Annotated in this window: 22 protein-coding genes; 21 read left to right on the plus strand and 1 reads right to left on the minus strand. The window is 62.6% G+C overall.

Annotated features, from left to right (window positions below; translation table 11 throughout):
• The first annotated feature begins 560 nt into the window (after positions 1-560).
• The 6 genes from rplJ to AC0L2J_RS08440 all read left to right on the plus strand — a co-directional run bounded on the left by rplJ (position 561) and on the right by AC0L2J_RS08440 (position 14,842).
• Positions 561-1,079 carry a 50S ribosomal protein L10 gene (rplJ, locus tag AC0L2J_RS08415; RefSeq protein ID WP_035975090.1) on the plus strand — a complete coding sequence of 173 codons (519 nt, stop codon included), beginning with the start codon at positions 561-563 and terminating at the stop codon, positions 1,077-1,079.
• A gap of 54 nt (positions 1,080-1,133) precedes the next feature.
• On the plus strand, positions 1,134-1,511 hold the full coding sequence (rplL, locus tag AC0L2J_RS08420; protein ID WP_007602994.1) for a 50S ribosomal protein L7/L12: 378 nt from the start codon (positions 1,134-1,136) through the stop codon (positions 1,509-1,511).
• A gap of 484 nt (positions 1,512-1,995) precedes the next feature.
• Positions 1,996-6,111 carry a DNA-directed RNA polymerase subunit beta gene (gene rpoB, locus AC0L2J_RS08425; protein WP_007602996.1) on the plus strand — a complete coding sequence of 1,372 codons (4,116 nt, stop codon included), beginning with the start codon at positions 1,996-1,998 and terminating at the stop codon, positions 6,109-6,111.
• Positions 6,112-6,239: 128 nt separating this feature from the next.
• Entirely contained in the window at positions 6,240-10,436 is a 4,197-nt protein-coding gene (gene rpoC / locus AC0L2J_RS08430; protein ID WP_063995929.1) for a DNA-directed RNA polymerase subunit beta', read from the plus strand.
• Between the two features lie 191 nt (positions 10,437-10,627).
• Complete coding sequence (locus tag AC0L2J_RS08435) at positions 10,628-12,688, plus strand: FAD-dependent oxidoreductase (protein WP_473388611.1); 2,061 nt, start codon at positions 10,628-10,630, stop codon at positions 12,686-12,688.
• 132 nt (positions 12,689-12,820) lie between these two features.
• Positions 12,821-14,842: an ABC transporter ATP-binding protein gene (locus tag AC0L2J_RS08440; protein ID WP_063995931.1), complete on the plus strand. Its 2,022-nt coding sequence runs from the start codon at positions 12,821-12,823 to the stop codon at positions 14,840-14,842.
• On the opposite strand, the gene AC0L2J_RS08445 is transcribed toward AC0L2J_RS08440, so the two are convergent.
• Entirely contained in the window at positions 14,770-16,008 is a 1,239-nt protein-coding gene (locus tag AC0L2J_RS08445) for an FAD-dependent oxidoreductase (protein WP_473388615.1), read from the minus strand. The genes AC0L2J_RS08440 and AC0L2J_RS08445 overlap by 73 nt on opposite strands.
• A 642-nt stretch (positions 16,009-16,650) precedes the next feature.
• Here AC0L2J_RS08445 and rpsL point away from each other — a divergent pair.
• From rpsL to rpsQ, 15 genes are all read left to right on the plus strand, one after another.
• Positions 16,651-17,022 carry a 30S ribosomal protein S12 gene (rpsL, locus tag AC0L2J_RS08450; RefSeq protein ID WP_007603006.1) on the plus strand — a complete coding sequence of 124 codons (372 nt, stop codon included), beginning with the start codon at positions 16,651-16,653 and terminating at the stop codon, positions 17,020-17,022.
• Positions 17,023-17,037: 15 nt separating this feature from the next.
• Positions 17,038-17,508: a 30S ribosomal protein S7 gene (gene rpsG, locus AC0L2J_RS08455; RefSeq protein ID WP_007603009.1), complete on the plus strand. Its 471-nt coding sequence runs from the start codon at positions 17,038-17,040 to the stop codon at positions 17,506-17,508.
• Between the two features lie 30 nt (positions 17,509-17,538).
• Positions 17,539-19,611, plus strand: coding sequence for an elongation factor G (fusA, locus tag AC0L2J_RS08460; protein WP_473388617.1), 2,073 nt, complete (start codon positions 17,539-17,541; stop codon positions 19,609-19,611).
• 40 nt (positions 19,612-19,651) lie between these two features.
• Positions 19,652-20,842, plus strand: coding sequence for an elongation factor Tu (tuf, locus tag AC0L2J_RS08465; protein WP_007603012.1), 1,191 nt, complete (start codon positions 19,652-19,654; stop codon positions 20,840-20,842).
• 82 nt (positions 20,843-20,924) lie between these two features.
• A complete protein-coding gene (gene rpsJ, locus AC0L2J_RS08470) occupies positions 20,925-21,233 on the plus strand; it encodes a 30S ribosomal protein S10 (RefSeq protein WP_002712302.1) in 309 nt (102 codons plus the stop codon).
• A gap of 53 nt (positions 21,234-21,286) precedes the next feature.
• Positions 21,287-22,000, plus strand: a complete 714-nt coding sequence (gene rplC / locus AC0L2J_RS08475; protein WP_007603016.1) for a 50S ribosomal protein L3 — start codon at positions 21,287-21,289, stop codon at positions 21,998-22,000.
• 1 nt (position 22,001) lies between these two features.
• Entirely contained in the window at positions 22,002-22,622 is a 621-nt protein-coding gene (gene rplD, locus AC0L2J_RS08480; RefSeq protein ID WP_007603018.1) for a 50S ribosomal protein L4, read from the plus strand.
• Positions 22,619-22,921 (plus strand): 50S ribosomal protein L23, encoded by a 303-nt coding sequence (locus tag AC0L2J_RS08485; protein ID WP_007603019.1) that lies wholly within the window; start codon positions 22,619-22,621, stop codon positions 22,919-22,921. Before rplD ends, AC0L2J_RS08485 begins: the two co-directional genes overlap by 4 nt.
• A 12-nt stretch (positions 22,922-22,933) precedes the next feature.
• The gene (rplB, locus tag AC0L2J_RS08490; RefSeq protein ID WP_007611609.1) at positions 22,934-23,767 is read left to right on the plus strand and encodes a 50S ribosomal protein L2; all 834 of its coding nucleotides are present in this window, start codon (positions 22,934-22,936) and stop codon (positions 23,765-23,767) included.
• 12 nt (positions 23,768-23,779) lie between these two features.
• Entirely contained in the window at positions 23,780-24,058 is a 279-nt protein-coding gene (gene rpsS / locus AC0L2J_RS08495; RefSeq protein ID WP_007603021.1) for a 30S ribosomal protein S19, read from the plus strand.
• Between the two features lie 10 nt (positions 24,059-24,068).
• Positions 24,069-24,455, plus strand: a complete 387-nt coding sequence (gene rplV / locus AC0L2J_RS08500; RefSeq protein WP_007603022.1) for a 50S ribosomal protein L22 — start codon at positions 24,069-24,071, stop codon at positions 24,453-24,455.
• A gap of 18 nt (positions 24,456-24,473) precedes the next feature.
• Positions 24,474-25,199, plus strand: coding sequence for a 30S ribosomal protein S3 (gene rpsC, locus AC0L2J_RS08505; protein WP_007611608.1), 726 nt, complete (start codon positions 24,474-24,476; stop codon positions 25,197-25,199).
• A gap of 32 nt (positions 25,200-25,231) precedes the next feature.
• The gene (gene rplP, locus AC0L2J_RS08510) at positions 25,232-25,645 is read left to right on the plus strand and encodes a 50S ribosomal protein L16 (protein WP_007603024.1); all 414 of its coding nucleotides are present in this window, start codon (positions 25,232-25,234) and stop codon (positions 25,643-25,645) included.
• Positions 25,646-25,650: 5 nt separating this feature from the next.
• Positions 25,651-25,857, plus strand: a complete 207-nt coding sequence (gene rpmC / locus AC0L2J_RS08515; RefSeq protein ID WP_007603026.1) for a 50S ribosomal protein L29 — start codon at positions 25,651-25,653, stop codon at positions 25,855-25,857.
• A gap of 13 nt (positions 25,858-25,870) precedes the next feature.
• The gene (rpsQ, locus tag AC0L2J_RS08520; RefSeq protein WP_007603028.1) at positions 25,871-26,119 is read left to right on the plus strand and encodes a 30S ribosomal protein S17; all 249 of its coding nucleotides are present in this window, start codon (positions 25,871-25,873) and stop codon (positions 26,117-26,119) included.
• Positions 26,120-26,130: the final 11 nt, after the last annotated feature.

Consider the following 26,130-nt stretch of genomic DNA (forward strand, 5'->3'; position numbering starts at 1 on the left):
TTGGCTACGGTCAAGCGCGAGCGGCAAGGGGTTGGAACTGGTGTGAATTTTGCTCTTGGCAAGCAGGCCCCGAGCGGTTAAAGAACCGCTTCCGGACGTGCCGGCCTCGGCTGGCGCGTTCGTGCACGCATTCCGAAAACAAGAGATGGAGATCATTCCTTTTCAGGCCGTCCGTGAGGATTTGCCGGAAAAGGAGGGAAATTCGTCGGTTGTGGGATGCGGGCAGAGGTCGGACGGTTCGCCGGCTGACCTTGTCCTGTCCAAGACTGCAGGCGCCCGCGGGGAATTTCGATTTCTCAACGGCTTAATCGCATGGCCTGCATAGACGGGTGAAGACCGGATTTCACTTCGTGACCACCTTAGGGTCGGTTGCGGAATGGGTTTGGTTCGGACCTCGACACGCCGTGGGCCCCTGTGGGCTCCCGGAGGGCAGGCTTTGAATTGTCGTCTTGCCCGGCGTGTCCGATGGGTTTGGCCCTGAGGTTCAGGTTTGGGCGGGACGATGGGTGCAACCCGGCGGTCCCGCTTTCGCGATGACCGCCAACCGGAAAGAGCTTGCTGTGGAACGAGCGGCAAAAAAGGAAGCGGTCGAACAGCTCAATGGGGTCTTCAAGACCACGAGCGTCGCGGTCGTTGCCCAATATTCCGGCCTGACCGTTGCCCAGATGCAGAAGCTGCGCTCGCAGATGAAGCAGGCTGGCGCCTCGGTGAAGGTCTCGAAGAACCGTCTCGCCAAAATTGCTCTTGAAGGCACTGACGTCGTTGCCATCGGCCCCATGCTGAAGGGACCGACCGTGATCGCCACTTCGGACGATCCGGTAGCGGCGCCAAAGGTCGCCGTCGAATTCGCCAAGGCGAACGAAAAGTTCGTCATCATTGGCGGCTCGATGGGAAAGACCGTCCTGAATGTCGACGGCGTGAAGGCACTTGCCTCGCTGCCGTCGCTTGACGAACTGCGCGCCAAGATCGTCGGCCTGCTTGTGGCCCCGGCGACCAAGATCGCTCAGCTCGCCAACGCGCCCGCGGGCAAGCTCGCGCGCGTCATCCAGGCTTATGCCTCAAAGGGCGAAGCGGCCTGACGCCCTTCGCAAAACTCAAACCCGAACCAGACTTACATTCAAGGAAACTGAACAATGGCTGACCTGCAGAAGATCGTTGACGACCTCTCGAGCCTCACCGTGCTCGAAGCTGCCGAACTCGCGAAGCTCCTCGAAGAGAAGTGGGGCGTTTCGGCTGCCGCGGCTGTCGCCGTGGCCGGCCCGGCTGGTGGTGGCGCTGCCGCCGCTCCGGCCGAAGAGAAGACCGAGTTCACGGTCGTTCTTGCCGCCGCCGGCGACAAGAAGATCGAGGTCATCAAGGAAGTCCGCGCCATCACCGGCCTGGGCCTCAAGGAAGCAAAGGACCTCGTTGAGGGCGCGCCGAAGCCTGTCAAGGAAGGCGTGAACAAGGACGAAGCCGAGAAGCTCAAGGCCCAGCTCGAGAAGGCTGGCGCGAAGGTCGAGCTCAAGTAAGCATCGCTTACTGGCACGAGATCCCGGTCAGCATCAGCGCAACCGGGATCTCGGTCCACTCCCCGAAAGGGATGGGCCAGATGCAAAAGGCGTGCGACGGAACCGCCCGACGCAGGTCGAACACGAAAAAGTGTGGGGATTTGAGGGTTTATCCCTCGAATCTGCACTAATGTCGCCCCATATCGGGTCGGCAGCACGAAAGCGCGGTGGGCAGGGATGTCGCATTCCCTGTAAGCCGTTGGGAGAGCAAGCTATTTCGGGCTTTTGCAGTCCGTGAAGAGGATGGTTGTGACGGGCGGGCGCGCTCCTGCGCCCCGCGCGTCGTTTTGCGTTTTGAAGGTCTGAAGAACAGATTCAGGACATTCCTGCCTGAAACTGAGTCTCCGGCCCCCAAGACGGGTTCGAAAAAATTCAACCCGGGGAGCGGCGGTCGCCGCGTTCCGGAGGGCGCGCCCAAATCGGGCGACGAAAATGAGAGGCCACGATGGCGCAGCAGACATTCACCGGTCGCAAACGCGTTCGCAAGTTCTTCGGACACATCAAGGAAGTGGCCGAGATGCCGAACCTCATCGAGGTTCAGAAGGCGTCCTATGATCAGTTCCTGATGGTCGACGAGCCCCAGGGCGGGCGGTCGGACGAGGGCTTGCAGGCGGTGTTCCGCTCGGTGTTCCCGATCTCCGACTTCTCGGGCACCTCGATGCTGGAATTCGTCCGCTACGAGTTCGAGCCGCCGAAATACGACGTCGACGAGTGCCGCCAGCGCGGCATGACCTTCGCGGCCCCCCTCAAGGTGACGCTGCGCCTCATCGTGTTCGATATCGACGAGGAAACCGGCGCGAAGTCGGTCAAGGACATTAAGGAGCAGGACGTCTACATGGGCGATATCCCGCTCATGACGATGAACGGCACCTTCATCGTCAACGGCACCGAGCGCGTCATCGTCTCGCAGATGCACCGTTCGCCGGGCGTGTTCTTCGACCACGACAAAGGCAAGACCCATTCGTCGGGCAAGCTGCTGTTCGCCGCCCGCGTGATCCCGTATCGCGGCTCCTGGCTCGACATCGAGTTCGATGCCAAGGACATCGTCTATGCGCGTATCGACCGTCGCCGCAAGCTTCCGGTGACGTCGCTGATGTTCGCGCTCGGCCTCGACGGCGAGGCGATCCTCAGCACCTTCTACAAGAAGATCCAGTACAAGCGGATCAAGGAAGGCTGGCGCGTTCCGTTCGACGCCAATCGTTTCCGCGGCTACTCGACCATCAACGACCTGATCGACGCCGATACCGGCAAGGTCGTGCTCGAAGCCGGCAAGAAGCTCACCGTGCGCGGTGCGCGTCAGATGCAGGAGAAGGGCCTGAAGGCGCTGCGCCTGTCGGATGCGGAGCTGGTCGGCAACTACATCGCCGAGGACCTCGTCAATCCCAAGACCGGCGAGATCCACGCGGAAGCCGGTGAAGAGATCACCGACAAGTCGATGAAGGCTCTCAACGAGCAGGGCTACAAGGAGTTGCCGCTGCTCGACATCGACCATGTCAATGTCGGCGCCTACATCCGCAACACGCTCTCGGCCGACAAGAACATGACGCGCGAGGACGCGCTGTTCGACATCTACCGCGTGATGCGTCCCGGCGAGCCGCCGACGCTGGATTCGGCGCAGGCAATGTTCCAGTCGCTGTTCTTCGACGCCGAGCGCTACGACCTCTCGGCGGTCGGCCGCGTCAAGATGAACATGCGCCTCGACCTCGATGCGCCCGACACCCAGCGCACGCTGCGCAAGGAAGACATCCTCTCCGTCATCAAGACGCTGGTGGATCTGCGCGACGGCAAGGGCGAGATCGACGACATCGACCATCTCGGCAACCGCCGTGTGCGTTCGGTCGGCGAGCTCATGGAGAACCAGTACCGCATCGGGTTGCTCCGCATGGAGCGCGCGATCAAGGAGCGCATGTCTTCGGTCGACATCGACACGGTCATGCCGCAGGACCTGATCAACGCCAAGCCGGCGGCCGCCGCCGTGCGCGAGTTCTTCGGCTCCTCGCAGCTCTCGCAGTTCATGGACCAGACCAACCCGCTGTCGGAGATCACCCACAAGCGCCGTCTCTCGGCGCTTGGACCGGGCGGTCTGACCCGCGAGCGCGCCGGCTTCGAGGTGCGCGACGTGCATCCGACGCATTACGGCCGCATCTGCCCGATCGAGACGCCGGAAGGTCCGAACATCGGCCTGATCAACTCGCTCGCGACCTTCGCGCGCGTGAACAAGTACGGCTTCGTCGAGACCCCTTACCGCAAGGTCAAGGACGGCCGCGTCACCGACGAGGTCGTGTACCTCTCGGCGATGGAAGAGGGCCGCTACACGGTCGCGCAGGCCAACGTGCCGCTCGATCCGAAGGGCCGCTTCACCGAAGATCTCGTGGTCTGCCGTCACGCCGGCGAAGTCTTGCCGGTGACCCCGGACAAGGTCGACTACATGGACGTGTCGCCGAAGCAGCTCGTTTCGGTCGCAGCCGCGCTGATCCCGTTCCTCGAGAACGACGACGCCAACCGCGCGCTGATGGGCTCGAACATGCAGCGCCAGGCGGTGCCGCTGGTTCGCGCCGAGGCGCCGTTCGTCGGCACCGGCATGGAAGGCGTGGTTGCGCGTGACTCGGGTGCTGCGATCGCAGCGCGCCGTTCGGGCGTGATCGACCAGATCGACGCAACCCGCGTCGTCATCCGCGCCACGGAAGATCTCGATCCGACCAAGTCGGGCGTCGATATCTACCGGCTGATGAAGTACCAGCGCTCCAACCAGTCGACCTGCATCAACCAGCGTCCGCTGGTGAAGGTCGGCGACATCGTCAAGAAGGGCGACATCATCGCCGACGGTCCGTCGACCGATCTCGGCGAGCTCGCGCTCGGCCGGAACGTGCTGGTCGCGTTCATGCCGTGGAACGGCTACAACTTCGAAGACTCGATCCTGCTCTCCGAGCGGATCGTGAAGGAAGACGTGTTCACCTCAATTCATATCGAAGAATTCGAGGTGATGGCCCGCGACACCAAGCTCGGACCCGAGGAAATCACCCGCGACATTCCCAACGTGTCGGAAGAAGCGCTGAAGAACCTCGACGAAGCCGGCATCGTGTACATCGGCGCGGAAGTGCGCGCCGGTGACATCCTGGTCGGCAAGATCACGCCGAAGGGCGAAAGCCCGATGACGCCGGAGGAAAAGCTCCTGCGCGCCATCTTCGGCGAGAAGGCTTCCGACGTCCGCGACACCTCGCTGCGCGTTCCTCCGGGCGTGCAGGGCACCATCGTCGAGGTGCGCGTGTTCAACCGGCACGGCGTCGACAAGGACGAGCGTGCGCTGGCGATCGAGCGGGAAGAGATCGAGCGTCTGGCCAAGGACCGCGACGACGAGCAGGCGATCCTGGACCGCAACGTCTACAACCGTCTTGCCGAGCTGCTCGAAGGACGGCAGGGCATCGCCGGTCCGAAGGGCTTCAAGAAGGACACCAAGATCACCCGTGCGGTGCTCGAGGAGTACCCGAAGTCGCAGTGGTGGCTGTTCGCTTCGCCGAACGACAAGCTGATGGCCGAGATCGAGGCCATGCGGAAGCAGTACGACGAGTCGAAGAAGGGGCTGGAACAGCGCTTCCTCGACAAGGTCGAAAAGCTTCAGCGCGGTGACGAATTGCCGCCCGGCGTGATGAAGATGGTCAAGGTCTTCGTCGCGGTGAAGCGCAAGATCCAGCCCGGCGACAAGATGGCCGGCCGCCACGGCAACAAGGGCGTGGTGTCGAAGATCGTGCCGATCGAGGACATGCCGTTCCTCGAAGACGGTACGCATGCCGACATCGTGCTCAATCCGCTCGGCGTGCCCTCGCGCATGAACGTCGGACAGATCCTCGAGACCCATCTCGGCTGGGCCTGTGCCGGCCTCGGCAAGCGTATCGGCCAGACGGTCGATGCCTATTTGTCGAAGCAGGACATCAGGCCGCTGAAGGAAACCTTGAAGAAGGTCTACGGCGAGGACGAGACGATCAAGTCGCTCAACGACAACGAGTTGATCGAGCTCGGTCACAATCTGAGCCGCGGCGTTCCGATCGCGACGCCGGTGTTCGACGGCGCCAAGGAAGCCGACATCGAGGAGATGCTGAAGCTTGCCGGTCTCGACGCTTCGGGCCAGTCGACCGTCTATGACGGCCGCACCGGCGATGCCTTCGATCGCAAGGTGACGGTGGGCTACATCTACATGCTCAAGCTGCACCATCTCGTCGACGACAAGATCCACGCGCGTTCGATCGGTCCGTACTCGCTCGTTACCCAGCAGCCGCTGGGCGGCAAGGCGCAGTTCGGCGGCCAGCGTTTCGGCGAAATGGAAGTGTGGGCGCTCGAGGCTTACGGCGCGGCGTACACGCTCCAGGAGATGCTGACCGTGAAGTCAGACGACGTCGCCGGCCGTACCAAGGTGTACGAGGCGATCGTGCGTGGCGACGACACCTTCGAGGCCGGTATTCCGGAATCGTTCAACGTGCTGGTCAAGGAAATGCGTTCGCTCGGCCTCAACGTCGATCTGCACAATTCCAAGGTCGGACCGGGAACGGCGGAAGCGGCCGAGTAATACGACCCTCATGCCCGGCCTGAACGGCCGGGCATCGGCGCCCAGTCCTGGAGTCGCGAGGGCAGGGCGCCCCGCATAGTGATTTTCGAATTTGCTGCCGGAGGCGACCGGCACGCGAGGAGAAGACGATGAACCAAGAAATTATGAATCTCTTTAATCCGACGACGCCGGCTCAGGTCTTCGACCAGATCCGGATCTCGATCGCGAGCCCCGAGAAGATTCTGTCCTGGTCGTACGGCGAGATCAAGAAGCCGGAAACCATCAACTACCGTACCTTCAAGCCCGAGCGCGACGGCCTGTTCTGCGCCCGCATCTTCGGGCCGATCAAGGACTACGAGTGCTTGTGCGGCAAGTACAAGCGCATGAAGTACAAGGGCATCATCTGCGAGAAGTGCTCGGTCGAGGTCACGCTGTCGCGCGTCCGGCGCGAGCGCATGGGCCATATCGAGCTCGCGGCCCCCGTCGCCCACATCTGGTTCCTGAAGTCGCTGCCCTCGCGCATCGGCCTCCTGCTCGACATGACGTTGAAGGATCTCGAGCGGATCCTCTACTTCGAATATTACGTCGTGCTCGAGCCGGGCCTCACCGCGCTGAAGGACCGTCAGCTCTTGTCGGAAGACGAGTACCTGAAGGCGCAGGACGAATACGGCCAGGATTCCTTCACCGCCATGATCGGCGCGGAAGCGATCCGCGAGCTGCTCAAGGGCATGGATCTCGAGAAGCTCGAGCTGACCTTGCGCGCGGAGATGCAGGAGACCGACTCCGACATCAAGCACAAGAAGCTCGCCAAGCGCCTGAAGATCGTGGAAGCGTTCCGCCACTCCGGCAACAAGCCGGAATGGATGATCATGACCGTGGTCCCGGTGATTCCGCCGGACCTGCGTCCGCTGGTGCCGCTGGACGGCGGCCGCTTCGCGACCTCGGACCTCAACGACCTCTACCGCCGCGTCATCAACCGCAACAACCGCTTGAAGCGGCTGATGGAGCTGCGCGCGCCGGACATCATCATCCGCAACGAGAAGCGCATGCTTCAGGAGGCCGTCGACGCGCTGTTCGACAACGGCCGCCGCGGCCGCGTCATCACGGGTGCCAACAAGCGTCCGCTGAAGTCGCTCGCCGACATGCTCAAGGGCAAGCAGGGCCGGTTCCGTCAGAACCTGCTCGGCAAGCGCGTCGACTATTCGGGCCGTTCGGTGATCGTGGTCGGTCCCGAGCTGCGCCTGCATCAGTGCGGCCTGCCGAAGAAGATGGCGCTCGAGCTGTTCAAGCCGTTCATCTACTCGCGGCTTGACGCCAAGGGTCTGTCCACCACCGTGAAGCAGGCCAAGAAGCTGGTCGAGAAGGAGCGGCCCGAGGTCTGGGACATCCTGGACGAGGTCATTCGCGAGCATCCGGTGCTGCTCAACCGCGCACCGACGCTGCATCGCCTCGGCATCCAGGCGTTCGAGCCCGTGCTGATCGAGGGCAAGGCGATCCAGCTCCACCCGCTGGTCTGCGCCGCGTTCAACGCCGACTTCGACGGCGACCAGATGGCCGTGCACGTTCCGCTGTCGCTCGAAGCGCAGCTGGAAGCGCGCGTCCTGATGATGTCGACCAACAACATCCTGCATCCGGCGAACGGCCAGCCGATCATCGTGCCGTCGCAGGACATCGTGCTCGGTCTCTACTACGTCTCTATCATGCGCGAAGGCCTGCCCGGCGAGGGCAAGATCTTCGGCGAGATGGCGGAGCTCGAGCACGCGCTGCACGCGAAGGTCATCCACCTCCACACCAAGATCAAGTACCGGTGGGAAGGCATCGACGATACCGGCAAGATCTCCAAGCGCTGGATCGAGACCACCGCCGGCCGCGTCATGCTGGGCAATCTGCTGCCGAAGAACCCGCGTGTTCCGTACGAGATCATCAACAAGCTGATGACCAAGCGCGAGATCTCCGGCGTCATCGACCAGGTCTACCGCCACTGCGGTCAGAAGGAGACGGTGATCTTCTGCGACCGCATCATGGCGCTCGGCTTCTACAACGCGTTCAAGGCCGGCATCTCGTTCGGCAAGGACGACATGGTCGTGCCGCACTCCAAGTGGAAGATCGTCGATACCACCCGTACGCTGGCGAAGGATTTCGAGCAGCAGTACAACGACGGTCTGATCACCCATGGCGAGAAGTACAACAAGGTCGTCGACGCATGGTCGAAGGCCACGGAAGAAATCGCCAAGGCGATGATGAAGGAGATCTCCTCGACCAAGAAGACGGCGAGCGGGGCGGATGCCGACATCAACTCGATCTACATGATGGCTCACTCCGGTGCCCGCGGTTCGCCGGCCCAGATGCGCCAGCTCGCCGGCATGCGCGGCCTGATGGCCAAGCCGTCGGGCGAGATCATCGAGACGCCGATCATCTCGAACTTCAAGGAAGGCCTCTCGGTGCTCGAGTACTTCAACTCGACCCACGGCGCCCGCAAGGGCCTCGCGGACACCGCGTTGAAGACCGCGAACTCCGGCTACCTGACCCGTCGTCTCGTCGACGTCGCGCAGGATTGCATCATCACGCAGGACGATTGCGGCACCAAGCTCGGCATCAAGATGCGCGCCATCGTCGATGCCGGCACCGTGGTCGCTTCGCTCGGCTCGCGCATCCTCGGACGCACGGCCTGCGAAGACGTGCGTGACAGCACGGGCAAGGTGATCTTCAAGCGCGGTACGCTGATGGAAGAGAGCCATCTGGATGCCATCCATCAGGGCGGCGTCCAGGAGGTGAAGATCCGCTCGGCGCTGACCTGCGAGCTCGTCAACGGCATCTGCGGCAAGTGCTACGGCCGCGATCTCGCTCGCGGCACGCCGGTCAACCATGGCGAAGCGGTCGGGGTCATCGCGGCCCAGTCGATCGGCGAGCCGGGCACCCAGCTCACCATGCGCACCTTCCACATCGGCGGTGCGGCGCAGCTGAACGAGCAATCTTTCGTCGAATCCAACTTCGACGGCAAGATCGTGATCAGGAACAAGGCCATCGCCCGCAACAGCGAAGGCCACCTGGTCGCGATGGTTCGCAACATGGTGATCGCGATCGTCGATGCCGACGGCACCGAGCGTGCGACGCACCGTATTCAGTACGGTTCGCGCCTGCACGTCGACGAGGGCGACATGGTCAAGCGCGGCCAACGTATCGTCGAATGGGATCCCTACACCCGTCCGCTCCTCACCGAGGTCGAAGGCACCATCGGCTTCGAGGATCTGGTCGAGGGACAGTCGATCTCGGAAACGCTCGACGAGGCCACCGGTATCGCCAAGCGCGTGGTCATCGACTGGCGCTCGATGCGCGGCGGCGGGGACCTGCGTCCCGCCATCGTGATCAAGGGCAAGGACGGCAAGGTGCTCAAGCTCGCCCGTGGCGGCGATGCCCGCTACATGCTGTCGGTCGACGGCATTCTGTCGGTCGACGTCGGAGCCAAGGTCCAGGCGGGCGACATTCTCGCCCGTGTCTCGACCGAAAGCGCCAAGACGCGCGACATCACCGGCGGTCTGCCGCGGGTGGCGGAACTGTTCGAGGCTCGGCGTCCGAAGGATGCGGCGATCATCGCCGAAATCGCGGGCACCATCCGGTTTGGGCGCGACTACAAGAACAAGCGTCGCATCTCGATCGAGCCGATGGATAAGACCGACGAGGCGCGCGAGTACCTGATCCCGAAGGGCAAGCACATCCACCTTCAGGACGGCGACGTCGTCGAAAAGGGCGACTTCATCGTGGAAGGCAACCCGGCGCCGCACGACATTCTGGCGGTCAAGGGCATCGAGGAACTCGCGGCCTATCTGGTCAACGAAATCCAGGAGGTCTACCGGCTCCAGGGCGTGCTCATCAACGACAAGCACATCGAGGTGATCGTCCGTCAGATGCTCCAGAAGGTGGAAGTCACCGACCAGGGCGACACGGACATGATCTCGGGCGAGCAGATCGACAAGATCGAGTTCGACCAGATCAACGCGAAGGCCAAGGAAGAGGGCAAGAAGATCGCCACGGGAACGCCGGTTCTGCTCGGCATCACCAAGGCGAGCCTTCAGACCCGCTCCTTCTTCTCGGCAGCCTCGTTCCAGGAGACCACCCGCGTCCTCACGGAAGCGGCGGTCAACGGCAAGGTCGATCCGCTCGAAGGCCTCAAGGAGAACGTCATCGTCGGCCGGCTGATTCCGGCAGGCACCGGCGCCTCCATGGCGAAGATCCGCGAAGTCGCCGTGAAGCGCGACAAGATGATCCTCGACGAGCGCGAGAAGCAGGCGGCCGTCGTGCCGCCGGCGCCGGAAGTGGAGCCGATGGCGCTGCCACCTGCGGAATAATCGTTCATCCGTAGGAATACCGAGGACACTGAAAAGGCCGGCGCAAGCCGGCCTTTTTGCTGCTTTGTTTTCCTGTTGCGGTGCAGGATCAACCTTTGTTCATCTTTCCTTCAGGCGCAAAAGCGCTTCTGCTAGGAGAGCTTAGACCGGTGGTCCCGTGAAGGGGGCGGGCCGGAGACCACGGAATTCTCATGCTTGATCTCGCAATCGTTGGCGGCGGCCCCGGCGGGCTGATGAGCGCTTGGTATCTGAAGCGCAAGCTCGGCGATCTCTGCCGCGTCACCATCTACGAGGCATCCGACCGGCTCGGCGGCAAGATCGTCACGCGCAAATTCGATTCCGCGCCCGCGATGTACGAGGCCGGCGTTGCCGAGATCTACGACTACTCGATGACCGGGCCGGATCCGTTGCGCGAGTTGATCCAGCATTTCGGCTTGCAGACCATTCCGATGGACGCCGAGCAGGTCCAGTTCGGCGGCGAGCTCCTCAACGACGTCGCGGGCATGCGCCGCAAATACGGCGCCAAGACCGCGGCCGCGATCGAGGCGTTCCGTAAGCGCTGCGCCGAGGCGATGACGCCGATCGAGTATTACGAGGGCGTCGGCGCGCACGACAACGAGAATCCCTGGGCCTACAAGACCGCCGAACAGGTGCTCGACGAGGAGGTCGAGGACGAGACCGCGAAGCGATTCTTCAAGGTGATGGCGCGCTCGGACCTCGCGACCGAGAGCCACAACACCAACGGGCTCAACGCGCTCAAGAACTACCTGATGGACGTCGACGGCTATATCGGCCTCTATTCCATCCAGAACGGCAACGAGCAGCTCATCGAGTGCCTCCAGTCGGAGGTCAATGCCGACATCCAGCTCAATCATCGCGTCCTCACGGTCGGCAAGGCGCCGACCGGCCGCTATCAACTCAAGATGATGAACGGCAAGGGGCCGGAGACGCGCGACTTCGACCTTGTGCTGGTCTGCTTGCCGCATTCCTGGCTCGGGACCGTCGGCTGGGAGGGCGAACAGCTTCGCAAGTCGATGGTCAAGCACGTCTCGTACTTCGACCGTCCTGCGCACTATTTGCGTGTCTCGATCCTGTTCGACACGCCGTTCTGGGGCGACAAGATCGCCGGCGCCTGGTTCATGTCGGAAGCCTTTGGCGGTTGCTGCGTCTATAACGAGGGCGCGCGCCACGATGTGGGCAAGCACGGCGTGCTGAACTGGCTGATTCCGGGCTCCGACGCGCTGGCCTTTGCGAATCTCTCCGACCAGGAGCTGATCGATGCCGCGCTGAAATCGCTGCCGATATCGCTCGGCGATGCGCGCGCGCATTTCATGGAAGGCAAGATCCACCGCTGGCTATCGTCGGTGAACGCGATTCCGGGCGGCTTGCCCGTACGTGACGTCATGACCAATCACCGGCCCGAGCCGAAGGAACATCCCGGAATCGTGGTGGTCGGCGACTATCTGTTCGACTCGACGCTGAACGGCCTGCTCGATTCCTCGGACGCGGCGACCGACATCATCTTGACCGAGATGATGCGCCTGCGCCGCGAGCGTTCGCAGGACGACAAGCCGCTCTCGGACAAGATCGATCGTGACTATTTTGAGAATTATCGCGGCCAGGGTCCCTACAGCGAAGCGTGGCAACACTTCACGGATCCCGACTATCTCACAAAACTGATTGGCATCGTCTGGGGCAAGGCCAAAGGCACGAAGCTCTTGATCGCGGGCTCGGCCAGCGGCGAGCTTGTCGGCGCGCTGCGCGATCGCGGCATCGATGCCTTCGGCATCGAGAACAACCGCACCATTCACGCCAGAACGCCAAAGGCCTTGAAGAAGTACAACAAGCTCGGTTCGATCACCGACATGCCGTTCAAGGACGGCGCGTTCGACTTCGTGTTCGAGACCAGCCTCTGCCATGTTTCCCCGAAGCAGGTGGTTCGTGCGATCAGGGAGCTGAACCGCGTGGTCAAGACCGGGCTCGTGTTCGGCTCGGTCACCTCGGACATGGCGCCGGCACTGATCGACCGCTACGACCTCCTGCGCGGGGTCAAGAAGCTCGGCACCTGGTGGGAATGGTCCGAATTGTTCTTCGGCAACGGCTTCGAGCTGTCGATGCACCGCAAGGACTGCACCGACGCGCTCTGGGAGGCGACGCTCGCCGCCAACAAGGGTCCGGGTCAGTGGTACGCCGACGCCGATTCCCTGCGCTATTCCTTTTTCGACAAGGTCGAGGACGAGGAAGACGACTAGCCGCCTGAAACGGGCGCCTTCGCCAATTGTTTTGCCGAATTCATCTTGATCGCATAGAATCGATGCAATAGCGGTTTCCGCTATTTCCGTCTTTCTCTGCGGTCATGCCGGCCGTCAGCATCGGTTGGTTTCATGGCGTCCAAGCCCCTCCCGCCCGACAAACAGAAGCTCGCCGCGGAACAGGCGGCCGAGCTCGACGACAAGCTTGTCCCTACCGCCAAGCCGGACCTCGAAGACGACGAGGACGATGAAGACGAGGAGGATGGGGGGCTGGAGCTCGATGACGACGATGAGGACGAGGACCTTGTCGTCTTTACCGCGCGCGAGGCTGCCGGCGCGCTCGCGACCATCTTGGGCTTCGTCAAACCCTTCCTGGTCAATTACAAGCAGATGCTGTCGTTCGTGGCGTTCGGCGTCTTCGTCGAGACGCTATTCAACGTCATCATGCCGCTCAGCCTGAAATACCTGATCGACGACGCGCTCGGCGAGGAGGATTTTCAGGCGCTGTACAAGATCCTCGGCGTGCTCGCGGTCGCGGGCATCTTCACCTCGATCGTCGCGGTCTGGTACGAGCGCTGGGATGCGCGGCTCGCGGCGTGCATCATTTCCGACGTCCGCAAACGGCTGTTCGAGCACGTCCAGGACCTGCCGGCGGCCTATTTCGGCCGAACCAAGCGCGGCGAGATCCTGTCGCGCTTCTCAGTCGACCTCGCGGCCTTCGAGGGCTCAGTCAAGACCTTCGCCAACAGCGCGGCATTGCCATTCCTGGAGTTGATCGCGGGCATCATCCTGATGGTGTTCCTGAACTGGCAGCTCGCGGCGGTTGCGCTGCTGGTGTTTCCGATCACGCTGATCGGTCCGCGCATGCTGACGCCGAAGGCCGTTCAGGCGAATTACGAGCAGAAGCTCAATGAGTCCGCGCTGCTCGGCATGGTGCAGGAGAACGTCGCGGCGCAGGCCGTGATCAAGGCGTTCAGCCTGCAACGCCGGATGTTCGGATTCTTCACCTTTCGCAACGACGAGACGCGAAACAGGATGGCCTCGGCGGCGTTCCTGTCGACCATGGTGGAGCGGACGGTCACCATATCGGTGCTGCTCTTGCACCTCGTCGTGCTCGCGATCGGCGCGTATCTGGCGACCAAGGGCCAGATTACCATCGGCACCTTCGTCACCTTCGAGAGCGCGTTCTGGGAGGTGTCTTACAACATCGCCCATGTGATGCATTTCATCCCCGTGTCGATCTCCGCGGCAGCCGCTATCCGTCATATGCAGGAGCTGCTCGACGAGCCCACGCGCAGCGCCGATCGTGCCGGCGCGCCCGATCTGCCCCGCATCACCAACGACATCACCTTCGACCACGTGACATTCCAGTACGAAGGCAGCCAGACGCCGGTGCTGGACAATCTCAGCCTCAAGCTCAATGTCGGCAAGCGCATTGCCATCGTCGGTCCCTCGGGCTCCGGCAAGAGCACGCTGCTGAATCTGATCCTGCGGCTCTATGTGCCGGATGAGGGGCGCGTCACCATCGACGGCGTCGACGTCCGCAAGGTAACGCTGGATTCCCTGCGCCGGAGCATGGCGGTGGTGTTCCAGGAGAACATGCTGTTCAACATGTCGATCCGGGAGAACATCCGGCTCGGCAAGGAGGGCGCGACCGACGAGGAGGTGGAGGAGGCGGCCAAGAAGGCCGAGATCCACCGTTACATTATGAGCCTGCCGCAGCGATACGACACGCCGGTGGGCGAGCGCGGCGATACTTTGTCGGGCGGCCAGCGCCAGCGCATCGCGATCGCGCGCGCGGTCATCCGAAATCCCTCCGTACTGCTGCTGGACGAAGCCACTTCGGCGCTCGACCAGACCACGGAAGCCGCGATCAACCGCACGCTGCTGAAGGTTGCCAAGGGCCGCACCATGATCTGGTCGACCCACCGCCTGACCTCGGTGGTCGAGATGGACGAGATCATCGTGATTTCAGGGGGCAGGGCGATCGAGCGCGGCTCGCATGCCGAGCTGCTCGCCAAGAACGGGACCTATCGCAAGCTGTGGAACGACCAGATCCACCAACCGCATGGCGCGCCGGCTCACGTCGACGAAGACAGCGACGATGACGACGAGGATGAAGACGATCTCGACGAGGACGATGAGGAGGAGTGACCGAGGAAGTTCGGCTCCAGGTGGAGCGCGCCTCCAAGCGGTCGCAATAGCCCCTGAACCGACCAGGCAATGAAGCGCGCCCAGCGCTGCGCCGTCCAATAGGGGCTCGTCGCAATCGAGACTGATCGGAAGTCGAACGCCTTCGCCGCCGACCAATCGTCGCACGCCCGCTTGACCGGATCTGCGTAGAAGGTGGCGATCTTGCTGGTATCCATCCCGTCGGAGGCCAGCCATCGCGGGATGTAGAGGTTGCAGAGCCGCTCGACGTCGGTGAAGACCTTGTCGCATCCGGTGCCGGCGGCCGGGCAGGAGGTCGAGAAGGCATCGCCCACCAGCACGAGACCCGGCTGGCCGCTGGCATCGTTCACATAGAGATCGACCGGGCGGATTTTCAGCTCACCGGGAATGTCGAATGGTCCGGTGATGCACTTGAGCCGTGGCAGCGCGGCGTTCAGCGTCTCGGCGGGCGCGCGGCGCAGCTCAAGCAGCCAGGGATCGTCGAAGCTGCGGTAGACGAACAGATTGGCGCGCATCCGCGTCCCGATCGGAAAAAGCGTCAGGTAGGGGATGCGGTCGCTCGGCCGTTCCGAGAAATAGGTCAGCGCCGGGAAGTCGAACGAGTCCCGTCCCGCGGGCACCACGTCGAACCCGATCGAAATCGAATGGCAGGCACTGACGATCTTTCGCGTGATTCCCAGCTGATGGCGCAGGCCGACATTGAGGCCGTTGGCGAGCACGACCAGCCGGGCGGAGACCATCTCGTCGTTGGAGAGAGTGACCTTCTGCCGCTCCGCACTTGTCTCGACCAAGACGGCCTTGGCGCAGATGCGCTCGACGCCGGCAGGAATTTCGTCGCGGACAGCGTTGACGAGGGAATCGTAGAGGATGTTGAACTGCCGGCTCGGCGCCTTGTCGAGAAGGCGGCCGAAGCGCGCGATCCAGTTCTCACCCACAAAGGTCGCGCGGCGCAGCACCGATTCGGCGATTCCCGTCTGCAGGAATCGCCCGACCTGCACGTGACCACTGAGTTTTTCGACTCGAAAGTCCGCAGAATAGCTCTCATGCGGATCGATCAGGATGGTCGAAATGCCGCTACGGCCGAGCATCGCGGCGGCCGTCGAGCCGGACAATCCCCCGCCAACAATGGCAATGTCGGTGTACCGCATGGCGCCAATCTCTGCCCAAGGCGGCACATTGACGCTGCAACAGGAAAGAAAGCCTTAGCCAATGGTTATAAAAGTATATTTAATCCGGGTATAAATAGGATTCGCGGTGGCGGGACGCACTCTTCATTTCCACCTCGCGAAGGCGCAGCGACCGGCCCAGGGAGCGAATTCGACAGGCGCGGGAAGCGCTTCTGACTGACGTTTCGCCTTGACTTGACCGACTCCGACTTATAGAACCCCCTCACTTAACGACAGGCGGTGAGCATCGCCAACGTCGGAACGGGCCACCCGTTTGATCCCCCTGGGGATCGCCAGGACGGGCACCAACCTCGACGAATGCCGCTCAAACGCTGTCGATCATAGCTAGGCAATGCCAGTGCGATTTTAGGTCTCGTGAGCATGTTCTCTCGAGATCGAATTCGGATGCATGACCTCGGTGCGCGGACCGCAGCTTCAAGCTGACCGGTTCAACTACTGCGGTCCTCTGTGGCGTCGAAGCGCTTTCCGCCCGTTGATGGGTGGTTGGCGCGATTTCGCTTTGTGCGGATTGTTCCGCGCAAGGCGGCCTCGTCGGGCGGGTAGCTCGAAAGAATTTGCGGACCCGGCGACGGGCCGCGGCAGAACACAAAGGGTAATGCCAGGATGCCGACGATCAACCAGCTGATCGCTCAACCGCGGGAAGTGCAGAAGTCGCGCAAGAAGGTGCCGGCACTGCAGCAGTCGCCGCAGAAGCGCGGTGTTTGCACGCGCGTTTACACCACGACCCCGAAGAAGCCGAACTCGGCGCTCCGTAAGGTTGCCAAGGTGCGCCTGACCAACGGCTTCGAGGTGATCGGCTACATCCCCGGTGAGGGCCATAACCTCCAGGAGCACTCGGTGGTCATGATCCGCGGCGGTCGCGTCAAGGACTTGCCCGGCGTGCGCTACCACATCCTCCGCGGCGTTCTGGATACCCAGGGCGTCAAGAACCGTAAGCAGCGCCGTTCGAAGTACGGCGCCAAGCGTCCGAAGTAAGCGGGAACCAGGTCCATGTCTCGTCGCCATTCTGCCGAAAAGCGCGAAGTCCTTCCCGATCCGAAGTTCGGGAACATCATCGTCACAAAGTTCATGAATTCGGTGATGTACGCCGGAAAGAAGTCGGTCGCCGAAGGCATCGTCTACGGCGCGTTCGGCCTCATCGAAAGCAAGACCAAGCAGAACCCGCTCGGCGTGTTCGAGCAGGCACTCGAGAACGTCATGCCGACGATCGAAGTGCGCTCCCGCCGCGTCGGCGGCGCGACCTATCAAGTTCCGGTCGAAGTTCGCTCGGTGCGCCGTCAGGCGCTGGGCATTCGCTGGCTGATCTCGGCTGCGCGCGATCGCAACGAGAAGACGATGACCGAGCGGCTCTCTGCGGAGCTCCTGGACGCGTCGAACAACCGGGGTAACGCCGTCAAGAAGCGCGAAGACGTGCACCGGATGGCGGAAGCCAACCGCGCCTTCTCGCACTATCGCTGGTAACGGCGACACACGGAATCTAAGGAACACTCCATGCCCCGCGTTCATGCCATAGAGAACTACCGTAACTTCGGTATCATGGCGCATATCGATGCCGGCAAGACCACGACCACCGAGCGCATCCTCTATTACACCGGCAAGAGCCACAAGATCGGCGAAGTGCACGAAGGTGCCGCGACGATGGACTGGATGGAGCAGGAGCAGGAGCGCGGCATTACGATCACGTCGGCCGCGACCACCGCGTTCTGGGAAGGCAAGCGTCTCAACATCATCGACACTCCCGGCCACGTCGACTTCACCATCGAAGTCGAACGCAGCCTGCGCGTGCTCGATGGCGCCGTGTGCGTGCTCGACTCGAACCAGGGCGTCGAGCCCCAGACCGAGACGGTCTGGCGCCAGGGTGACAAGTACAAGGTTCCGCGCATCGTCTTCGCCAACAAGATGGATAAGACCGGCGCTGACTTCTACAAGTGCATGCAGGACATCGTCGACCGCCTCGGCGCGAAGCCGATCGCGATCCAGCTTCCGATCGGCTCCGAGAATAACTTCAAGGGCTTGGTCGATCTCGTTCGTATGAAGGGCGTGGTCTGGGAAGAAGAGAAGCTCGACGCCAAGTTCGTGGACATCGATATTCCCGAGGACATGGTCGAGAAGGCCAAGGAATATCGCGAGAAGCTGTTGGAAGCCGCCGTCGAGCTCGACGACGACGTTCTCGCCGCTTACCTCGACGGCAAGGAGCCCGACGAGGCGACGCTGAAGCGCTTGATCCGCAAGGCCGTGCTGACTGGCGCGTTCTTCCCGGTATTGTGCGGCTCGGCGTTCAAGAACAAGGGCGTGCAGCCTTTGCTCGACGCGGTCGTGGATTATCTGCCGTCGCCGGTTGACGTGCCCGCCATCAAGGGCGTCGACGAAGACGGCAACGAGGTCGTTCGCCTGCCGGACGACAAGGAGCCGCTGGCTCTGTTGGCCTTCAAGATCATGGATGACCCGTTCGTCGGCACCATCACCTTCTGCCGCATCTATTCCGGCACGCTGATGTCGGGTACCGGCGTCATCAATTCGACGCGCGACCGCAAGGAGCGCATCGGCCGCATGTTGCTGATGCATGCGAACAACCGCGAAGACATCAAGGAAGCCTATGCCGGCGACATCGTCGCATTGGCTGGCCTGAAGGAAGCGCGCACCGGTGACACGCTGTGCGATCCCGACAAGGCGGTGATCCTCGAAAAGATGGAATTCCCCGAGCCGGTCATCGAGATCGCGATCGAGCCGAAGTCCAAGGCCGACCAGGAAAAGCTCGGCGTGGCGCTGGCGAAGCTCGCCGCGGAGGATCCGTCTTTCCGCGTGTCGACCGACCAGGAGTCCGGCCAGACCATCCTCAAGGGAATGGGCGAACTCCATCTCGACATCAAGGTCGACATTCTTCGCCGCACCTACAAGGTGGATGCCAACATCGGCGCGCCGCAGGTGGCGTTCCGTGAGCGCGTCACCAAGAGGGCCGAGGTCAAGTACACCCACAAGAAGCAGACCGGCGGTACCGGTCAGTTCGCGGAAGTGTCGATCGTGGTCGAGCCGAACGAGCCCGGCAAGGGTTACGAGTTCGAATCCAAGATCGTCGGCGGTGCGGTTCCGAAGGAATACATCCCCGGCGTCGAAAAGGGCCTCAACAGCGTGATGGGCTCTGGTGTCGTTGCGGGCTTCCCCGTGGTCGACGTCAAGGTTCAGCTCGTCGACGGCAAGTATCACGACGTCGACTCGTCGGCGCTCGCCTTTGAAATCGCATCGCGTGCTGCATTCCGCGAAGCCTTGCAGAAGGGCAAGTCCGTCCTGCTCGAGCCGATCATGAAGGTCGAAGTGGTGACCCCGGAAGATTACACCGGCTCCGTCATCGGCGACCTGAATTCCCGGCGCGGTCAGATCCAGGGTCAGGACATGCGCGGCAATGCCAACGTCATCAACGCGATGGTGCCGCTCATGAACATGTTCGGTTACGTGAACAACCTGCGCTCGATGAGCCAGGGTCGCGCGACCTTTACCATGCAGTTCGACCACTACGCAGAAGCGCCGGCCAACGTGTCGGCAGAAGTCCAGAAGAAGTTTGCCTGATTGTCGTCGGTCTCGAACTGACGATTGAACGGAGAGTCAAATGGCCAAAGCAAAGTTTGAACGTAACAAGCCGCACTGCAACATCGGCACCATCGGTCACGTCGACCATGGCAAGACGTCGCTGACCGCGGCGATCACCAAGGTCCTCGCCGAAGCCGGCGGCGCGACGTTCACGGCGTACGACCAGATCGACAAGGCGCCGGAAGAGAAGGCGCGCGGTATCACGATCTCGACGGCGCACGTCGAATACGAAACCAAGAACCGCCACTACGCGCACGTCGACTGCCCCGGCCACGCCGACTACGTGAAGAACATGATCACCGGCGCTGCCCAGATGGACGGTGCGATCCTGGTCGTGTCGGCCGCTGACGGTCCGATGCCGCAGACCCGCGAGCACATCCTGCTCGCCCGCCAGGTCGGCGTTCCCGCGCTCGTCGTGTTCCTCAACAAGTGCGACATGGTCGACGATCCGGAACTGCTCGAACTCGTCGAGCTCGAGGTGCGCGAGCTGCTCTCGAAGTACGAATTCCCGGGCGACACCATCCCGATCATCAAGGGTTCGGCGCTCGCCGCTCTCGAAGATTCCGACAAGACGCTCGGCCATGAGGCCATCCTCGAGCTGATGAAGCAGGTCGACGCCTACATTCCGCAGCCGGAGCGTCCGGTCGACCTGCCGTTCCTGATGCCGGTTGAAGACGTGTTCTCGATCTCGGGCCGTGGCACCGTCGTGACCGGCCGTGTCGAGCGCGGTATCGTCAAGGTCGGCGAGGAAATCGAGATCGTCGGTCTGCGCGCCACGCAGAAGACCACGGTCACCGGCGTCGAAATGTTCCGCAAGCTGCTCGATCAGGGCCAGGCCGGCGACAACATCGGTGCGCTGCTTCGTGGTACCAAGCGCGAGGACGTCGAGCGCGGCCAGGTGCTGTGCAAGCCGGGTTCGGTCAAGCCGCACACCAAGTTCAAGGCTGAGGCCTACATCCTCACCAAGGAAGAGGGCGGCCGCCACACCCCGTTCTTCACCAACTACCGTCCGCAGTTCTACTTCCGCACCACCGACGTGACCGGTGTCGTGCATCTGCCGGAAGGCACCGAGATGGTGATGCCGGGCGACAACATCGCGATGGAAGTGCACCTGATCGTGCCGATCGCGATGGAAGAGAAGCTCCGCTTCGCGATCCGCGAAGGTGGCCGCACCGTCGGCGCCGGCGTCGTCGCCTCGATCATCGAGTAATTACGAGAATAGGGATCGGCGAATAGCGAATGTGACATTCGCTATTCGCTATTCGCCACCCCACTGAAGAAAGACCACGGCAATGAACGGCCAAAACATTCGCATCCGTCTCAAGGCGTTCGACCATCGTATCCTCGATACGTCGACCCGCGAGATCGTGAACACGGCGAAGCGCACCGGCGCGCAGGTCCGCGGACCCATTCCGCTGCCCACCCGCATCGAGAAGTTCACCGTCAACCGTTCGCCGCACGTCGACAAGAAGAGCCGCGAGCAGTTCGAGATGCGCACTCACAAGCGCCTGCTCGACATCGTCGATCCGACCCCGCAGACCGTCGATGCTTTGATGAAGCTCGACCTGGCCGCCGGTGTCGACGTCGAGATCAAGCTCTAAGATTTTTGGATCACGTTCGCCACTAGCGGACAGAAAGAACAGGAAGCACGCCGATGCGCTCCGGAGTGATCGCACAAAAGGTCGGGATGACGCGGGTCTTTACAGAGGCCGGCGAACATATCCCCGTGACCGTGCTGAAGCTCGGCAATTGCCAGGTCGTAGGCCACCGCACCGAAGAGAAGAACGGTTATGTCGCGCTCCAGCTTGGTTCTGGCAGCCGCAAGACCGTGTACATGCCCAAGGCGGAGCGCGGCCAGTTCGCGGTCGCCAAGGTCGAGCCGAAGCGGCAGGTCGAGGAATTCCGCGTCTCCGCGGATCAGATGATCCCCGTTGGTGCCGAGATCCTGGCCGACCACTTTGTCGTCGGTCAGTTCGTCGACGTCACCGGCACTTCGGTCGGCAAGGGTTTTGCCGGCGGTATGAAGCGCTGGAACTTCGGCGGTCTGCGCGCCACTCACGGCGTCTCGGTCTCGCACCGTTCGATCGGTTCGACCGGTGGCCGTCAGGACCCGGGCAAGACCTGGAAGAACAAGAAGATGCCCGGTCACATGGGCGTCGACCGCATCACCACGCTCAACCTTCGGGTCGTCCAGCTCGATGTCGAGCGCGGTCTGATCCTCGTCGAAGGCGCCGTTCCCGGCTCCAAGGGCGGCTGGATCCGCGTGCGCGACGCCGTCAAGAAGCCGCTGCCGAAGGAAGCTCCGAAGCCCGGCAAGTTCAAGGTTGCTGGCGAAGCGGACGCTGCTCCGGCTGCGCAGGAGGCGTGAGATGGAATTGAAGGTCACGACCCTCGAAGGTAAGGAAGCCGGCTCGGTCCAGCTTTCCGACACCATTTTCGGCCTCGAGCCGCGCCAGGACATCATTGCACGTTGCGTGCAGTGGCAGCTCAACAAGCGCCAGGCCGGTACGCACAAGGCCAAGGGCCGCGCCGAGATCTGGCGCACCGGCAAGAAGATGTACAAGCAGAAGGGCACCGGTGGTGCTCGTCACGGCTCGGCTCGCGTGCCGCAGTTCCGCGGCGGTGGCCGTGCCTTCGGTCCGGTGGTGCGTTCGCACGCCACCGACCTGCCGAAGAAGGTCCGTGCGCTCGCCCTCAAGCATGCGCTCTCGGCCAAGGCCAAGGACGGCGATCTCATCGTGATCGACAAGGCCGCGCTGGAAGCTGCCAAGACCAAGGCGCTGCTCGGTCATTTCTCCGGTCTGGGTTTGACCAACGCGCTGATCATCGACGGCGCGGAGCTCAACAACGGCTTCGCCGCTGCGGCCCGCAACATCCCGAACATGGACGTGCTGCCGATCCAGGGCATCAACGTCTATGACATCCTGCGCCGTCGGAAGCTTGTTCTGACCAAGGCCGCCATCGATGCGCTGGAGGCGCGCTTCAAATGACGAAGAACATCGAGCCTCGCCATTACGACGTGATCCTGTCGCCGGTCGTGACCGAAAAGGCCACAATCGCCTCGGAGCACAACAAGGTGCTGTTCAAGGTGGCCGCGAAGGCGACCAAGCCGCAGATCAAGGAAGCGATCGAGAAGTTGTTCGACGTCAAGGTCAAGAGCGTCAACACGCTGGTCCGCAAGGGCAAGACCAAGATCTTCCGCGGCAATCTCGGCTCGCAGTCGAACTCCAAGCGCGCGATCGTGACTCTCGAAGAGGGTCACCGGATCGACGTGACCACCGGTCTGTAAGGTCGTACGACGATGGCACTGAAGACATTCAATCCCACGACGCCGGGCCAGCGCCAGCTGGTCATGGTCGATCGTTCGGCCCTCTACAAGGGCAAGCCGGTCAAGGCGCTCACCGAAGGCAAGCACTCCTCTGGCGGCCGCAACAACACCGGTCGCATCACGGTGCGCTTCCGCGGCGGCGGTCATAAGCGGACACTGCGTACGGTCGATTTCAAGCGTGACAAGGTCGATGCGCCCGCGACGGTCGAGCGGCTGGAGTACGATCCGAACCGCACCGCGTTCATCGCGTTGGTCAAGTACGAAGACGGCACCCAGGCCTATATCCTGGCGCCGCAGCGTTTGGCCGTCGGTGATTCCGTCGTTGCCGGCAATTATGTCGACGTGAAGCCGGGCAACGTCATGCCGCTCGGCAACATGCCGGTCGGCACGATCATCCACAACATCGAGGTCAAGATCGGGAAGGGCGGCCAGCTCGCCCGTTCCGCGGGCACCTACGCCCAGCTCGTCGGTCGCGACCAGGACTACGTGATCATCCGTCTGAACTCGGGCGAACAGCGCCTGGTGCACGGCCGTTGCCGCGGCACGATCGGCGCGGTGTCGAACCCGGATCACATGAACACGTCGATCGGCAAGGCCGGCCGCAACCGTTGGCTGGGCCGCAAGCCGCACAATCGCGGCGTTTCGATGAACCCGATCGACCATCCGCACGGCGGTGGTGAAGGTCGTACCTCGGGCGGTCGCCACCCGGTTACTCCGTGGGGCAAGCCGACCAAGGGCAAGAAGACCCGCTCGAACAAGTCGACCAACAAATTCATTCTCCTAAGCCGCCACAAGCGGAAGAAGTAAGGAACGCCGGACATGGTTCGTTCAGTCTGGAAAGGCCCGTTCGTTGAGGGTTCTCTGCTCAAGAAGGCAGATGCCGCGCGCTCGTCCGGCCGTCATGACGTCATCAAGATCTGGAGCCGTCGCTCGACGATCCTGCCGCAATTCGTCGGCCTGACCTTCGGCGTCTACAACGGTCAGAAGCACGTGCCGGTGGCCGTCAACGAGGAAATGGTCGGTCACAAGTTCGGCGAGTTCTCGCCGACCCGTACCTTCCATGGCCACTCCGGGGACAAGAAAGCCAAGAAGGCTTGAGGATTAAACGATGAGCAAACCTAAGCGCGAACGGAGCCTCGCCGAGAACGAGGCCAAGGCGGTCGCCCGGATGCTGCGGGTGAGCCCGCAGAAGCTCAACCTGGTCGCCCAGCTCATTCGCGGCCGGAAGGCGGCTGCTGCGCTCGCCGACCTGCAGTTTTCGCGCAAGCGGATCGCGGTTGACGTGAAGAAGTGCCTGGAATCGGCTATTGCCAACGCCGAGAACAACCACGACCTCGACGTCGACGATCTCGTCGTGGCGCAGGCCTTCGTCGGCAACGGCCTCGTGATGAAGCGCTTTGCCGCCCGCGGCCGTGGCCGCTCGGGCCGTGTCTACAAACCATTTTCACAGCTGACGATCATCGTTCGTCAGGTCGAAGCCGCAGCAGCGGCTTAAGGGACGCAGGAGAACACGATGGGTCAAAAGATCAATCCGATCGGTCTGCGTCTCGGCATCAACCGGACCTGGGATTCCCGCTGGTACGCCGGCAAGCAGGAATACGGCAAGCTGCTGCACGAGGACGTCAAGATCCGCGAGATCCTGCACAAGGAGCTCAAGCAGGCGGCCGTTGCCCGCATCGTGATCGAGCGCCCGCACAAGAAGTGCCGCGTCACCATCCACTCGGCTCGTCCGGGCGTGGTGATCGGCAAGAAGGGCGCCGACATCGACAAGCTGCGCAAGAAGGTCGCGGACATCACCTCGTCCGACGTCGTCATCAACATCGTCGAGATCCGCAAGCCGGAGCTCGATGCGACGCTGGTGGCCGAGTCGATCGCGCAGCAGCTGGAGCGCCGCGTGGCGTTCCGCCGCGCCATGAAGCGCGCCGTCCAGTCGGCGATGCGTCTCGGCGCGGAAGGCATCCGGATCAACTGCTCGGGACGTCTGGGCGGTGCGGAAATCGCGCGCATGGAGTGGTACCGCGAAGGTCGCGTGCCGCTGCACACGCTGCGCGCAGACATCGACTACGGCGTTGCGACCGCGTTCACGACCTTCGGCACCTGCGGTGTCAAGGTCTGGATCTTCAAGGGCGAGATCCTCGAGCACGATCCGATGGCCCAGGACAAGAGAATGGCCGAAGGTGAGACTGGTGGCGGCGGCGATCGCGGCGGCCGGCAGCGCCGTGACAACGCTGCGGCCTGACGCCAGCACAGAGAATTTGAGGGCTTGAAGCCATGATGCAACCTAAGAAAACGAAGTTCCGGAAGGCGCATAAGGGCCGTATCCACGGCGTTGCGTCTTCGGGCGCGACGTTGGCGTTCGGCCAATTCGGTCTGAAGGCGACCGAGCCTGAGCGCGTCACCGCGCGCCAGATCGAAGCCGCTCGCCGCGCGCTGACCCGCCACATGAAGCGCGCCGGCCGCGTCTGGATCCGCATATTCCCCGACGTTCCCGTGTCGAAGAAGCCTGCCGAAGTCCGCATGGGCTCCGGCAAGGGCGCACCGGAATTGTGGGTCGCGCGCGTCAAGCCGGGCCGGGTGCTGTTCGAGATCGACGGCGTCAACACCCAGACGGCGCGTGAAGCGCTGACCCTGGCGGCAGCCAAGCTGCCGATCAAGACGCGCTTCGTCGAGCGTATTGCGGAGTAATGGCCATGGCCCAGATGAAAATCGAAGACATCCGCGCGTTGAGCCCCGATCAGCAGGATGACGCCATCCTGAACCTGAAGAAGGAGCGCTTTAACCTGCGCTTCCAGCGCGCCACCGGGCAGCTCGAGAACACCTCGCGCCTGCGCGAGGCCCGCCGTGACATCGCCCGGATCAAGACCGTCGCCGCGCAGACGCGCGCGAAGAAGAAGTAAGAGGCTTACGAAGATGCCGAAACGTACTTTGCAGGGCGTGGTCGTCAGCGACAAGCAAGCCAAGACCATCGTGGTGCGCGTCGATCGCCGCTTTACGCACCCGATCTACAAGAAGACGATCCGCCGTTCGAAGAACTACCACGCGCACGACGAGAGCAACGAGTTCAAGCCGGGCGACATGGTGTGGATCGAGGAATCGAAGCCGATTTCGAAGTTGAAGCGCTGGGTCGTGATCCGGGGCGAACACAAGAAAAGCGCCTGATCTGTTGGCTT

This window comes from Bradyrhizobium sp. MV1.5 (assembly GCF_055807615.1).